This window comes from Devosia sp. ZW T5_3, from assembly GCF_044987315.1.
In the GTDB taxonomy this organism is placed as follows: domain Bacteria; phylum Pseudomonadota; class Alphaproteobacteria; order Rhizobiales; family Devosiaceae; genus Devosia.
Window position 1 is genome coordinate 23,853 of sequence record NZ_JBJDRE010000026.1, and the last position, 12,906, is coordinate 36,758.

General features: G+C 64.1%; 13 protein-coding genes. 4 read left to right on the plus strand and 9 right to left on the minus strand.

The window, feature by feature from the left end; translation table 11 throughout:
* Positions 1-939: a BadF/BadG/BcrA/BcrD ATPase family protein gene (locus ACI3KW_RS22155; RefSeq protein WP_404849887.1), complete on the minus strand. Its 939-nt coding sequence runs from the start codon at positions 937-939 to the stop codon at positions 1-3.
* A 218-nt stretch (positions 940-1,157) separates the two neighbouring features.
* On the opposite strand from ACI3KW_RS22155, the gene cobU reads away from it, so the two are divergent.
* Positions 1,158-1,712 carry a bifunctional adenosylcobinamide kinase/adenosylcobinamide-phosphate guanylyltransferase gene (cobU, locus tag ACI3KW_RS22160; protein WP_404849888.1) on the plus strand — a complete coding sequence of 185 codons (555 nt, stop codon included), beginning with the start codon at positions 1,158-1,160 and terminating at the stop codon, positions 1,710-1,712.
* Positions 1,713-1,769: 57 nt separating this feature from the next.
* Here the strand turns inward: cobU and cbiB are convergent, their stop codons facing one another.
* Genes cbiB through cobA form a run of 4 tightly spaced genes read right to left on the minus strand, consistent with a single transcriptional unit; the run spans position 1,770 to position 6,330 of the window.
* Complete coding sequence (gene cbiB / locus ACI3KW_RS22165; RefSeq protein WP_404849889.1) at positions 1,770-2,741, minus strand: adenosylcobinamide-phosphate synthase CbiB; 972 nt, start codon at positions 2,739-2,741, stop codon at positions 1,770-1,772.
* Entirely contained in the window at positions 2,741-4,204 is a 1,464-nt protein-coding gene (locus ACI3KW_RS22170; protein ID WP_404849890.1) for a cobyric acid synthase, read from the minus strand. Before ACI3KW_RS22170 ends, cbiB begins: the two co-directional genes overlap by 1 nt.
* Before the next feature lie 7 nt (positions 4,205-4,211).
* Positions 4,212-5,507, minus strand: a complete 1,296-nt coding sequence (locus ACI3KW_RS22175; RefSeq protein WP_404849891.1) for a cobyrinate a,c-diamide synthase — start codon at positions 5,505-5,507, stop codon at positions 4,212-4,214.
* A complete protein-coding gene (gene cobA, locus ACI3KW_RS22180; protein WP_404849892.1) occupies positions 5,494-6,330 on the minus strand; it encodes a uroporphyrinogen-III C-methyltransferase in 837 nt (278 codons plus the stop codon). Before cobA ends, ACI3KW_RS22175 begins: the two co-directional genes overlap by 14 nt.
* A 76-nt stretch (positions 6,331-6,406) precedes the next feature.
* Here cobA and ACI3KW_RS22185 point away from each other — a divergent pair, with 76 nt between their 5' ends.
* Positions 6,407-7,132, plus strand: a complete 726-nt coding sequence (locus tag ACI3KW_RS22185) for a cobalt-precorrin-6A reductase (protein WP_404849893.1) — start codon at positions 6,407-6,409, stop codon at positions 7,130-7,132.
* On the opposite strand, the gene ACI3KW_RS22190 is transcribed toward ACI3KW_RS22185, so the two are convergent.
* Positions 7,069-7,569 (minus strand): cobalamin biosynthesis protein, encoded by a 501-nt coding sequence (locus tag ACI3KW_RS22190; RefSeq protein WP_404849894.1) that lies wholly within the window; start codon positions 7,567-7,569, stop codon positions 7,069-7,071. The two genes, ACI3KW_RS22185 and ACI3KW_RS22190, sit on opposite strands and share 64 nt — an antisense overlap.
* 271 nt (positions 7,570-7,840) lie before the next feature.
* On the opposite strand from ACI3KW_RS22190, the gene ACI3KW_RS22195 reads away from it, so the two are divergent.
* Both ACI3KW_RS22195 and ACI3KW_RS22200 read left to right on the plus strand, forming a co-directional pair.
* On the plus strand, positions 7,841-8,734 hold the full coding sequence (locus tag ACI3KW_RS22195; RefSeq protein ID WP_404849895.1) for a cation diffusion facilitator family transporter: 894 nt from the start codon (positions 7,841-7,843) through the stop codon (positions 8,732-8,734).
* A 43-nt stretch (positions 8,735-8,777) separates the two neighbouring features.
* Positions 8,778-9,254 (plus strand): hypothetical protein, encoded by a 477-nt coding sequence (locus ACI3KW_RS22200; RefSeq protein WP_404849896.1) that lies wholly within the window; start codon positions 8,778-8,780, stop codon positions 9,252-9,254.
* Positions 9,255-9,280: 26 nt separating this feature from the next.
* Here the strand turns inward: ACI3KW_RS22200 and cobO are convergent, their stop codons facing one another.
* The 3 genes from cobO to cobN all read right to left on the minus strand — a co-directional run.
* Positions 9,281-9,889 (minus strand): cob(I)yrinic acid a,c-diamide adenosyltransferase, encoded by a 609-nt coding sequence (cobO, locus tag ACI3KW_RS22205; RefSeq protein WP_390888828.1) that lies wholly within the window; start codon positions 9,887-9,889, stop codon positions 9,281-9,283.
* Positions 9,890-9,918: 29 nt separating this feature from the next.
* A complete protein-coding gene (locus ACI3KW_RS22210; protein ID WP_404849897.1) occupies positions 9,919-10,485 on the minus strand; it encodes a hypothetical protein in 567 nt (188 codons plus the stop codon).
* Positions 10,482-12,906, minus strand: a 2,425-nt coding sequence (gene cobN, locus ACI3KW_RS22215; protein ID WP_404849898.1) for a cobaltochelatase subunit CobN, incomplete at its 5' end; no start/stop codon positions are given. The genes cobN and ACI3KW_RS22210, both read right to left, overlap by 4 nt.

Consider the following 12,906-nt stretch of genomic DNA (forward strand, 5'->3'; position numbering starts at 1 on the left):
TTAGGCAGGAAAGTTCTGGCGTGCGAGGATCACCGCGCCATTGAGCGGCTCGAATTTGGGCAGGGCGACGAAATCGCCGTAGCGCTGCTTGAGAATGGGGAACAGGCGTTCGCCAAAGCCGCCGACAATGGCCATCACCTTGGCATTGCGCGCCTGGAACCAGCGCACATAGGTATCGATATAGCCCAATTCGATATCGAGCATTTTCTGGGCCACCGGATCGCCCTGTTCCAGATAATCGATGAACAGCGGCATCAGCTTGCCGAATTCGGCCGGCGCCCGACCGATCAAGGCGTCGTCGCACCCTTCGGTGCCATCGGCGCTGATGATCCTGAGATTCATTTCGGTGGCAAAGGCCCAGGTCATCACCGCCTGATTATTGCCGCCCAGCCGGTCAATCACGGCCTTGGTCAACGGCGAAGCCTCGACCAGACCATCCTCGGCCTCGACGGCATAGCGCACCAGTTCCCGGCCCAGAATGGCGCCAGACATCTGATCGCCAATGGGAAAACCCCAGCCGCCCGATTGAAAGCGCTGCCCATCGACAATGGCCAGCGCGGCCGAGCCGGTGCCGACGATGATCACCCCGCCCTCGCCGCCACCCAGCGCGCCGGCATGGGCGATATCGATATCGTCATAGACTTTGACATCGGCAAAGGGCCAGGGCCGGGCGCGGAATTCGGCGCGGGCCGTGTCCATGCGCCCGCCGGCCATGCCGAAACAGGCATAGGTGTTGGCGGTCTCGGCAAAATCCACGCCCGCGGCCTTGAATACGTCACGGGTGCCGTCGCTAATGGCCTTATAGGCCGGTTCACCGTCGTCGATCTGCAAGTTGGAGCGGCCGTTCTTGACTTCGGCGAGCGTCTTGAGATTCTCGTCGGCCAGACGCACGCGGCAATTGGTGCCGCCGCCATCAACGCCAAGATAATATCTGGGCACGCAATCGACTCCGTGGACTAGGGTGATTGATTGTAGGGGCTGGTTTCGGCGCGGACCATAATGCGAAAGATGCTAAGACGAAAGTAGAATAAGGCACAAAAAGCTGGTGCCAGAATGCAGTGCTGGCATGGCCTGATTGCAGCAATGGCGCAACCCCATCGCCGCTGAGGCTTTGTGATTCTGAACGGGGTGGGCGGACGGCACGAAGAGGAGCCGAAATGACACGACATGTATTGGTGCTGGGCGGCGCACGCTCGGGCAAAACCGGCTTTGCCGAGCGGCTGGCGCTGCATGGCGGGGTCAAGCCCGCCTATCTGGCAACGGCCGAAGCGCTGGATGGCGAAATGCGCGACCGCGTCGCCAGTCACAAGGCCGTGCGCGGCGAGCGCTTTGCCACGATCGAGGAGCCGCTCAAGCTGCCCGACGCCTTGATCCGGGCCTCCAAGGACCACGACGTGATTCTGGTCGATTGCCTGACCCTATGGATCACCAATCTGTTGCTCGCCAATGAGGACGTCTCGAGCGCCGTCAGCGAATTAGGCGCCACCCTGATCCAGCTCAAAAGGGCCAAGGTCATCCTTGTCAGCAATGAAGTGGGGCTGGGCATCGTGCCCGACAATGCCATGGCCCGCACTTTCCGCGACCTGGCTGGCGCCGCCCATCAACGCCTCGCTGAAATCTGCGATGACGTCTATTTCGTGGTCGCCGGCTTGCCCATGACCCTCAAGGGCGAACCACCGGAACAGAACCCGACGCATATTCACGAGGCTTGAAGCGCGGCTTGGCGGGCACCCGATCCTGCCCCAAGAGTGGAGAGATCCCTCCCCCTATCAGGGGGAGGCTAGGAATGCTATCGTCAACGCTAACAGTCCGCTCACCCCAAGCAACACATTGAGCACCATAGTGTACAACATGAGCGCCCGGGTAATGTGATAGCGGCCGAGCCGTCTATCCCCGTTACCCATCGTCGGCAGGTCGTCCAGTTCGCCATCGTAATGCCTTGGCCCGCCAAGCGAAAATCCCAGCGCCCCGGCAAAAGCGGCCTCCGGCCACCCCGAGTTCGGCGACTTATGCCCCCGCGCATCCCGCCTTGCCGCCCCCCACGCCTTGGAGGGGCTGGCATCGGGCATAAAAAAGCAGGCAATGGTCACCAAAACCGCCGACAGCCGGGCGGGGATAAAGTTCACCACATCATCCAGCCGCGCCGCCGCCCAGCCATAGTCGCGATAGCGCTCATTGAGATGCCCGATCATGGAATCGGCCGTGTTGATCGCCTTGTAGAGCACGATGCCGGGCAGCCCCAGCAGCACCAGCCAGAACCATGGCGCCACGACCCCATCCGAAGTGCTTTCGGCAAGAGTCTCGATCGCGGCGCGAGAAACACCAGCCTCATCAAGGGCTTGCGGATCGCGCCCGACGATCTGGCTGACCGCCTCGCGCCCCGCCGCCAGCGAAACCCCCAGCGCATCCGCCACCGCCTCGACCGCCCGGCCAAGCTCCTTCTGCGCCAGAAACGGCGTGGCAATCAGCATTTCCAGCAGCCAGCCCAAGGGAATGGATCGCGTGATCTGCTGCACCAGCAACGCCGCCACCAGCGCCACCAGCAGCAACAGCGCCAGCGACACAATCCCCGCCAGTTTGCGCTGCGACGCCGCCCGGCTGGCCGTGTTAGTGCGTTGTTCCATATAGGCAATCATCCAGCCAAACCACATGACGGGATGCCCGATCCGGGCCGTCAAAAGCGGCGGATAGCCCACAAAACGTTCAAGCAGCAGGGCCAAGGGCGGGATCAGGAAAGACATCAGGCAAGGCTCACAGGTTCAGCCAGCGCCAGCAGCGCATCGATATCGAGATGGGTTTGCAGATGAGCCGCCAGATCATCCAGCGCCCGCTCGACCCCGGCCTCATAGCCGAGATCAGGACTGGCGGCATTGCCCAGAAAGGCGCGGCGGAAAGCGTCGGCGGCAAAGAGGCCGTGCAGATAGGTGCCGGTCACCAGCCCATCGGCGCTCACCGCCCCCTCCAAAGCCCCGGAAATGCTGGCAAAAGCCCGCTGACGGTCGGTGCCCTCGGTGACGCCCATATGCATGTGATAGCCGCTGATCGGCTGGCCAGAAGCGGTATGGATCGCCTGCTCGACCCGCAATTGCTTGACCGGCTCCAGCCTGGTTTCAACATCGAGCAGGCCAAGCCCCGCACTGACACCGGGCTCGCCCTCGATGCCATCCGGATCGGCGATGGTCCGGCCAAGCATCTGATACCCCCCGCAAATCCCCAGAATGCGCCCGCCAGCGCGATGGTGGGCCAGCAGGTCAATATCCCAGCCATTGGCCCGCAAAGCCGCCAGATCGCTCCGCGTCGCCTTGGAGCCGGGCAGGATGACGAGATCGGCACTGCGCGGAATGGGCTGGCCGGGCTCGACCAATACGAGATTGACCCCTGGCTCGGCGCGAAGCGGATCAAGATCGTCGAAATTAGCAATGCGCGGCAAGCGCGGCACGGCAATGGTAAATCCGCCAGAGCCCCGTGAAACATAGCTTTCGAGCGCCAGAACATCCTCGGCGGGCAGCTTGGCGGCGTCGGCAAACCAGGGCACCGGGCCAAAGCAAGGCACGCCCGTCCGCTGAGCGACGAAGTCGATCCCGGCCGCAAACAGCGATGGGTCACCCTGGAATTTATTGACCAGAGTAGCCCGGATCAGCCCGGCATCGGCCTCCCCAATCACCGCGAAAGTGCCGACGATGGAAGCGATGACGCCGCCACGATGGATATCCCCGATCAGCACGACGGGCAGTTCGGCGGCCTGGGCGAAGCCGAAATTTGCGATGTCATTGGCCCGCAGATTGACCTCGGAGGCACTGCCGGCGCCTTCGACGATGACATAGTCGCAATCGGCGGCGAGTTCATGAAACGCCCCCAGCACTTCGGGCATAAGTCTGCCGCGCTCCGCCCAATATGCCCGCGCAGACATGGACGCCCGCCGCTGCCCCCGCACCACCACTTGCGAGCCGGTTTCCTGCTCCGGCTTGAGCAAAACCGGGTTCATCGCCGTGATGGGCTCACGCCGCGCCGCTCGCGCCTGCAGCGCCTGCGCCCGGCCGATTTCGCCGCCATCGGCGGTGACGGCAGCATTGTTGGACATGTTTTGCGGCTTGAACGGGGCTACCCGCAGCCCACGATTGGCCAGCACGCGGCACAAGCCCGCCACCAGCAGCGACTTGCCTACATCAGACCCGGTGCCCATGAACATCAATGACTTGGCCATAGCAGGCTTATGCCGCATCAATCACGTGGGCGTAAGACCCCATAACCCTGCCGATCACCGCACCCATGGGCGGCAGCGCCTGACCGGTCGCGTCGGTGGCGGCAAAGAGCGGCGTCAGGCGGGATTGCTTGGCCGAGGAATAGTGGAATTCGTGGCCATGCAACCGCCCCGGCCAAGGCAGCGCCCCGGCATGCACCAGCCGCCGATAACCCAGCGTGCGCTTGGGCCGATCGATGCGGGTGGTGACGGGCAAGAGGCCGGCCATGGCGTGGCTTTGGCCAGCCTTGTCCACCAGCGTCTCGCCCAGCACCATGAAGCCCCCGCATTCCCCATAGATCAGCGCATCGCGATCCCGCGCGGCGGCGAGGCCAGTCTTGAATATGTCGGCGGCGGCGAGGGTGGCGCCATGCAATTCGGGATAGCCGCCGGGCAGGAAGACTGCGTTGGCATCGGTCGCGGGAACCTCATTAGCGAGGGGAGAGAAGAAGCTAAGCTCCGCCCCCATGGCCCGCCAGCCGTCGAGCAGATGCGGATAAAGAAACGCAAAAGCCGCGTCGCGGGCGATGGCGATTCGTTGGCCCAATGGCGGCAGCGACGACGCGGGTTCAGTGGCCTCGGGCAAAGGGGCGGCCAGAGCGCGCAGGCGGTCGAGATCGATATAGTCGCCAACCACTTCGGCGGCGGTGTCGAGGAAGGTCTCGAAGGCGGTGACTTCGCCGGGCAGCACCAGGCCGAGATGGCGCTCGGGCACGGCCAGCGCCGGATTGCGCGGAATAGCGCCCAGGCATGGAATGCCGGTGGCGGCCAGTGCATCGACCAGCATGCGCTCATGCTTCATTGAGGCGACGCGATTGAGGATGACGCCGGCGATCCGCACGCCGACGCGCCAATTAGCAAAGCCGGCCACCAGCGGGGCGACTGACTGGCTTTGCCGGTCGGCATCGACCACGAGGATAACGGGCAGATCTAGTAATTCAGCAAGGTCGGCGGTGGAGCCAAAGCCATCGGCGGCCGCGTCGAACAGGCCCATGACGCCTTCGACCAGCAGCAATTCGGCGCCTGTCGCCTGGACCGAGGCCAGATGCTTGAGGCGGGCAGGGCTCATCGACCAGGGATCAAGATTGACCGCCTCGCGCAGGGCGGCGCGGGTGAGAAAGGCTGGGTCGATATAGTCGGGGCCGGTTTTGGCGGGCGCGACAATGACGCCCTGGCGGCGCAGGGCGGCGAGCAGGCCGAGCGTGACCAGCGTCTTGCCTGAGCCCGAGCGCGGGGCGGCGATGACGAGGCCCTTAGCCAAAGACATGGCTCCGGGCGCCTTGCACATACCAATCCAGCGTCTGGCTATAGGCGCCGACGGGGCCGAGCACGATGATGGCGGGGGTGGGCACGTCCGTGAGGCTCGACGCGTCGGCCAGAGTGGTCGAGATGGCGGATTGCTGGGGCGTGGCGACGTGGGAGACGATGGTCAGCCGGTCGTCGGTGGCGCGGCCGGCGGCGATCAGTTTTTCGGCGATGGAGCCCAGATGCTTGACCGCCATATACATGACGATGACCGGGGCGGCATTGGCGATGGCGCCCCAATCGACGCCTTGCGGCACGGCGCCAGTATCGTCATGGCCGGTGAGGAAAACCACGGCATGATTGGTGTCGCGATGGGTGACGGGAATGCCGGCATAGGCCAGCCCGCCGAGCCCCGAAGAAATGCCGGGCACGATGCGGAAAGGCACGCCGGCCCGGGCCAGGGCACCGGCCTCTTCGCCGCCGCGGCCGAACATGAAGGGATCGCCGCCCTTGAGGCGCAGCACGCGTTTGCCGGCCTTGGCCAGGCCGATCAGTTGCAACGAAATGTCGGCCTGCTTGGGCGAAGGTTTGCCGCCGCGCTTGCCGGCAAAGAACAGTTGCGCGCGGCGGGGGGCCATGGCCAGCAGGGCATCGGAAACCAGCGCGTCATGCACGACAACATCGGCCTGGCCGAGGCCGTGATAGCCCAATAGCGAGACAAGGCCGGGGCCGCCGGGGCCAGCGCCGACGAGCCAGACTGTACCGGGTTCCAGCGGGGGAAAATCGGCGTGGTCGAGGGCAGCGAAATGGCCTTTGCGCCGGGGGCGGGTGATCCAGTCAAACATGGGGGAGGCTCGGCGCTTGAGCCTTGGGGGCGAAATGGGCAGAGTGGGGCGGAAGCTGTGGGATAAACAAAAGACTATGAAAATCCTGATCCTGGGCGGAACGGCGGAGGCGCGGGAATTGGCCGATCGGCTGGTGGCCATGGGGCATGACGTCATCACCTCGCTGGCGGGGCGAACGCAAGACCCTAAATTGCCCAAGGGCGATATTCGCATGGGCAAATTTGGCGGCATTCCTGGGCTGCGTGCGTATCTGCGGGCGGCGGGCATCGAGCGGCTGGTGGACGCGACCCATCCCTATGCGGGGCTGATGTCGATCAACGCCGTCGCTGCGGCGCAGGCGACGGGCATTGCGCTGGTGCGCTATATGCGGCCGCCCTGGGAGCAGAAGCCGGGCGCCGATTGGCTGACCGTGGAAACAGCGGCCGAGGCCGCAGCCGCCCTGCCCCACAATGCCGATGTGCTGCTGACCACCGGGCATACCGGGCTCGAGCACTTTTTGCAGCGCGACGATTGTCAATTTGTGGTGCGCACCATCGAGGCCCCGGCCGAACCGCTGCCGCGCTTTGCCAGCCTGTTGCAATCGCGGCCGCCCTATAAACTGGCTGATGAATTGGCGCTGATGGAGCGCGAGGGCATAACTCATCTGGTCACCAAGAATTCGGGCGGCGGGCAGACATCGGCCAAGCTCGAAGCGGCGCAAAGGCTGGGGGTCAAGGTGATCATGATTGCCCGGCCCGCCTATGGCCCAGCCCGGGAAGTATCGAGCGTAGATGACGCTATTGCAGCGCTCGAACTGGGGTAAAGCGCAGCGCTGCCGAACTGGGCGGGATCGAAATCGGGGCCGCAGGCGGCAAGGGCGCAGGTGGCGTGGGCCGATTTGCGCTTGCCGAGCAGGAGTTCTCCGGCGGCCGCGGCGACCGCTTCGGCTATGGCGGGCAGGCCGATATGGGCGAGAACGCTGGGGGATGGCGTGGCCGGGGCCAAGTCGGCGTCGCCCAGCAGGCGCAGCGGAACGTCGAAATGAGCCGCTGCAGCGTATAATGGCTGAACGTCATGCTTGCGCTGATGGGAGGCTATGGCGACTAGCGCCGATGGAGGCAGCCCGGCTTCGGCCAGGCAGGCATTGATCAGGGTGATGATTTCGCTGGAGGTCGCGGCACTGCCGCAACCGATGCCGGCAATAACCTTCTGCTGGTTCGGCACGGCTCTCGCGGGCTTTCGCCTCTCGCCAATCGTCATAGTCGCCTCTTTGCAGCTCTGGACTTGGTCCCCGATTTGGGTCGACCGCACCAGACTGTGTTTCAGTTCCTTGCTGGGGAACGCTGCGCTGCTCCGGTTCTAGGACGGGGGAAGCGCGTGGTCAATCAATGGCTTGGCCGTGATCGCCGATACATCGGAATGCTTCTGAAAATGATTTGCAAATACAATGGGTTGCGCCCGTTGGGCGGCGGCGTTATGTGCAGAAACCAGCTGCTGCTTCGGCGCAGCACGATCAGGGCAGAACTCAATCATGACCAATCAACGAACGCTGGCTGTGGCCGGGGCGAGTCTTGTTATCGGGTTGATTGTGCTCGGGCTCAAGGGACTGGCCTGGCAGATGACCGGTTCGGTAGCGCTTTACTCGGACGCGCTGGAATCCATCGTCAATGTGGTGACGGCAATCGTCGCATTGATCGCGGTGCGGCTGGCGCAGAAGCCGGCCGACGCCGCCCTGCCCTATGGCTATCACAAGGCTGAATATTTCTCGGCGGTGATCGTGGGGGTGATGATTATCGTCGCGGCGATCCTGATCGTGCGCGAGGCCTATTTCGGGCTGATGGCGCCGGAAATGCCCGATGCGCCGGTCGAGGGCCTGATGATCAGCGGTGTGGCAACGGTGATCAACCTGGTCTGGGCCTATGTGCTGATCCGCTATGGCCGCAAGGTGCGCTCGCCAGCGCTGGAGGCTGATGGCAAGCATTTGCTGACCGATGTGATTTCGACTGTCGGCGTGCTGGTGGGGCTGGTGCTGGTGTTCACCACCGGCTTTGCGCCGCTCGATTCGATCCTGGCGGGCCTCGTGGCGCTCAACATCCTGTGGTCGGGCTGGGGCGTGATCCGCGACAGCGTGGGCGGGCTGATGGACGTGGCCGTGCCGCCCGAAACGCAGAAGCTGATCCGCGAGGTGATTGCCGGCAATGCCGAGGGCGCCATCGAGGCGCATGATATCCGCACGCGGCAGGCGGGCAAGATGACGTTCATCGACTTCCACCTGGTGGTGCCGGGACTGATGAGTGTCGAGGCGGCGCATGCCATTTGCGATGGGATCGAGGCCAAGCTGCGCGAGGCGGTGGAGGATGTGATGATCACAATCCATGTCGAGCCCGAGGAAAAAGCCAAGCATAACGGGATCGTGGTCGTCTAATGTGATCGGGGCCTTGGCCCAGCACGCGCGAAAGAAGTCACACATGCGAATCCTGATTGCTCTGCTTGCCCTTATCGCTCTTCCGGTGTCCGCTCAGGAATTGGGCTGGGGCCGCTATGACAATGCCCGCTTCGGCTATACCAGCGAAATCCCGGCCGGCTTTTCTGGCTATGGCGAAAGCGACAATGGCGACGGGCAGATCTTCGACAATGCCGGCAAGGCCCAGGTGCTATCGTTCTGGGGCGCCAATATCACCGCCGAGGATTTCGAAGCCGAAGTGGCCGCCCGCATGGGCTATGCCGAGCGCGACGGCTGGAACATCGCCTATCAGGCAACGACATCCTACTGGGCCAGTTTTTCCGGCGTCATGGGGCAGCGCATGTTCTATACGCGGATGATCGCGCTATGCGACGGGCTGAGCTATGCGGCGATGACCGTGCAATATTCGGCGGCCCAGGCGGCAGACATGAAACCGCGGGTGGAGCGGCTGGTGGCGGGGTTCCGGGATTTGGGATGTTAGGGACGCCCCTGCTCCGTAGCTCCTAGCTAAAACTCGATGCCTGCCTGTGCCTTCACGCCGGCCCGGAAATGGTGCTTGATTTCGGTCATTTCGGTGACGAGGTCGGCGATTTCGATCAGCTCGTCCTTGGCGTTGCGGCCGGTGACGATGACGTGTTTGTCGGCGGGCTTGTCCTTGAGGAAGGCCACGACTTCCTCAAGCGGCAGATAATCGTAGCGCAGGCAGATATTGAGCTCGTCGAGCAGGACCAGCTTGTAGGCGGGATCAGCGATCAACAGCTTGGCCTGTTCCCAGGCGGCGCGGGCGGCGGCGAGGTCGCGCTGGCGATCCTGAACATCCCAGGTGAAGCCCTCGCCCATGGCGTTGATGGTGACCAGCTCGGGGAATTTCAGCAGCACGTCGCGCTCGCCGGTGTCCCAGGCGCCTTTGACGAACTGCACCACGCCCACTTTCATGCCGTGGCCAATGGCTCGGAACACCATGCCGAAAGCAGCGGTGGACTTGCCCTTGCCCTTGCCGGTGTGGACGATCAGCAGGCCACGTTCCTCGGTCTTGGTGGCGAGGATCTTGTTGCGCGCTTCCTGCTTTTTCTTCATCTTTTCAGCATGATAGGCGTTGCGCTCGGCCTCGCTCATCAGGTCGGTCTTTTTGATGGGCTTGTCGTTCATGCCAGGCGCTCCGCGTGTTCGATGATGAGGCGAGCCGCTTCGGCGGGCGGCAGATGGGTGGTGTCGAGATCGAGCCGATTGGGATGATCGAGCCGCACCAATGGTCGCGTATGTCGTTTGCGCTCGGCCTTTTCCGCATCCGTCGTTTTGAGCCGCGATTCGCGCTCGGGCGAGGGGATACGGGCGGCATGGGCAGCATCCGATGCGGTGAGGAAAACGGGGACGAAAATGCCCCCGCGCTGGCGGGCCGCATCCATCACCTCGTCCAGCGCCTGCCGGTCCATCGGGTCATCGTCCATCAAGGCGTTGGTGAGTACAAAGCTGGCCTGTGGCCCGGCGAGGTGGACCATTGCCGACAAGGCCTGGCGCCGAATGGTCATGATAAGTGGCCAAACGCCCTCGGGCAGCGGCGTGGAGCCATCGGCGCGGACCAGTGAGAAAATGACGTTGTTGGCCAGATGGTTGTCGAACAGACGCGCATCGGTCGCGGCGCAGATTGCCTTGCCGATGGTCAGTTTGCCGACACCATAATGGCCGATCAAGTAGATGATTGTATTGTTCATAACTCCCCCGCGAGCAGACCATAAGCCGAGTTGGAACGTGGGGTCCACAAGCCGCGCCGGCGCGCCTCGTTGAACTTGGCGATCAGTTCATCATAACCGTAGCGGTTGCTGGCGAGGATAAACTGGCGCGTTGCTGTGTCCTCGACGAAGGCTTCGAAGGCCAGATCGAAATGGTGAGTCTTGACCGCGCCGGTGGTGGCGGCAAAGGCGAGCATGAAATCGACGGTGGCGATGATCTCGAAAGCGCCCCTATAGCCATGGCGTTTGACGCCGGCGATCCATTTCGGATTGACCACGCGGGAGCGCATGACGTGGCTGATTTCTTCCTCAAGCGTGCGGATCAGCGGGCGTTCGGGGCGGGAATGGTCGTTGTGATAGGCGGCGGGCTGGTGGCCGGAAAGCAGTTCGGCGGCGGCGGAGAGGCCGCCTTCGAACTGGTAGTAATTGTCGCTGTCGAGCAGGTCGTGTTCGCGATTGTCCTGATTGTGGACGATCGCATCGACGCTGGCGAGGCGGGCGGCGAAGCGGGCGCGTTCGGGGATGCCGGCGGCCTGGGCGCCATAGGCATATTGGCCCCAATCGAGGGCGGCTTTGGCCAGATCGGTGCGGGTGGACCAGGTGCCCGAATCCACCAACGCATTGAGGCCGGCGCCGTAAGTGCCTGGCTTGGAACCAAAAATCCGGTGGCCGGCGGCGAGGCCGGCTTCGGCTTCGGACTGGCCTTGGGCAATCAGGCCGAGCGCATCGGTGCGCATGCGGGCGGCGAGGGGGTTGTCTTCGCTCGGTTCATCCAGCGCGCCAATGGCTCGGGCGGCGCGGTCGAACAGGGCGATCTGGGCCGGGAAGGCATCGCGGAAAAAGCCGGAAATGCGCAGGGTTACGTCGACGCGGGGGCGACTGAGCTTGGCGAGCGGGACGATCTCGTAGCCGGAGACGCGGAGCGAGCTCGGGTCCCAGACGGGTTTGGCGCCGATCAGCGCGAGAGCCTGGGCAATGTCGTCGCCGCCGGTGCGCATGTTCGCCGTGCCCCAGACCGAGAGGGCGAGCGATTGCAGATAGACCCCGTGGTCCTGAAAGTGGCGCAGAACCAGGCTTTCCGCGGATTTTTTGCCGAGTTCCCAGGCGGTTGGCGTGGGGATTGCGCGGCTATCGACGGAATAGAAATTGCGGCCGGTGGGCAGCACGTCGAGGCGGCCGCGCGAGGGGGCGCCGGAGGGGCCGGGCGCAATGAATTTACCATCGAGCCCATCGAGCAGGGCGGCCATTTCAGCGGGGCCGGAGGCGGCCAGGCGGGGCTGGATAAGGGTGGTGACGGTAGCGAGGACAGATCGGGTCGCGTGCCAATCGGGGGCGGGGATAAGTTTGCCCTCGACCAGGTCGGCGGCGATGCTTTCGAGTGCCTCAACCACGTCGCCAATGTGCCTTAGTGCTAACGGACTGTTAGCGTTGAGCGCGAGATAGGGTGCAAACACGTTGGGGCCGTGCCACGGGTCGCCAAGCCGGGCGGTGAGCGGGTCGATGCCGAGCTTGAGATCATCGGCCAAGGCGCGGATCAGCGAATTGTCCCCGGGGGCGTCGCCGCGCGGTACTCTGGCCAGCGCCACGGTTAGATCGCGGGCGAGATCGCCTTGCGGCGATTGGCCGAAGACGTGCAGGCCGTCGCGGATTTGGGCTTCCTTGAGATCGCAGAGGAAGTTGTCGATTTTGATCAGGGCTTCGGTTTCGTCTTCGGGCAGACCGATATCGCGATCGAGCCGGCTGTCGCGGGTGAAGTCAAGGATGCGGCGGCGCAGATCGGACAGGCGCCGGCGGTCCATGCCGGAGGCGGCGTAATATTCGTCGAGCAGGGCTTCGAGGTCCTTGAGGGGACCATAGGTTTCGGCACGGGTGAGCGGGGGCACGAGGTGATCGACGATGAGCGCGCCGGTGCGCCGCTTGGCCTGGGTACCCTCGCCGGGGTCGTTGACGATGAAGGGATAGAGATGGGGCAACTGGCCCCAGAGCGCGTCGGGGTAACTGGCGGCATCGAGCGCGGTGGCCTTGCCGGGGAGCCATTCGAGCGTGCCGTGCTTGCCATTGTGGATCAGCGCGTCCGCCGAGAATTCGTGGCGCAGCCAGAGATAGGCAGCGATGTAGGCGTGGGGCGGGACCAGGGCCGGATCGTGGTAGCTGGTGGTCTCGTCGAGGTGATAGCCGCGGGCGGGCTGGAGCAGGATGGCCACGTTGCCGAAGATGAGGGCGGGAAGGTGGAAGGTGGTTTCGCGCACGAAGAGGTCAGTCGCGGGATCGCCCCAGCGGGTGGTGACCTCTTGCTGGATCTTGGCCGGGAGGGTGGCGAAGAGCTCGGCGTAGCGGGCAAGGGTGAGCGTGGCGGGGGACGTGCCGCGGGCGGGGTTGGCGTTGGTGGGGCCGGATTGGAGG

Bases quoted from the DNA above. Each gene is read 5' to 3' on its own strand.
- cobU (WP_404849888.1), top strand. From the start codon at position 1,158: ATGACACGACATGTATTGGTGCTGGGCGGCGCACGCTCGGGCAAAACC.
- cbiB (WP_404849889.1), bottom strand. From the start codon at position 2,741: ATGTCTTTCCTGATCCCGCCCTTGGCCCTGCTGCTTGAACGTTTTGTG.
- ACI3KW_RS22170 (WP_404849890.1), bottom strand. From the start codon at position 4,204: ATGGCCAAGTCATTGATGTTCATGGGCACCGGGTCTGATGTAGGCAAG.
- ACI3KW_RS22175 (WP_404849891.1), bottom strand. From the start codon at position 5,507: ATGTCTTTGGCTAAGGGCCTCGTCATCGCCGCCCCGCGCTCGGGCTCA.
- cobA (WP_404849892.1), bottom strand. From the start codon at position 6,330: ATGTTTGACTGGATCACCCGCCCCCGGCGCAAAGGCCATTTCGCTGCC.
- ACI3KW_RS22185 (WP_404849893.1), top strand. From the start codon at position 6,407: ATGAAAATCCTGATCCTGGGCGGAACGGCGGAGGCGCGGGAATTGGCC.
- ACI3KW_RS22190 (WP_404849894.1), bottom strand. From the start codon at position 7,569: ATGACGATTGGCGAGAGGCGAAAGCCCGCGAGAGCCGTGCCGAACCAG.
- ACI3KW_RS22195 (WP_404849895.1), top strand. From the start codon at position 7,841: ATGACCAATCAACGAACGCTGGCTGTGGCCGGGGCGAGTCTTGTTATC.
- ACI3KW_RS22200 (WP_404849896.1), top strand. From the start codon at position 8,778: ATGCGAATCCTGATTGCTCTGCTTGCCCTTATCGCTCTTCCGGTGTCC.
- cobO (WP_390888828.1), bottom strand. From the start codon at position 9,889: ATGAGCGAGGCCGAGCGCAACGCCTATCATGCTGAAAAGATGAAGAAA.
- ACI3KW_RS22210 (WP_404849897.1), bottom strand. From the start codon at position 10,485: ATGAACAATACAATCATCTACTTGATCGGCCATTATGGTGTCGGCAAA.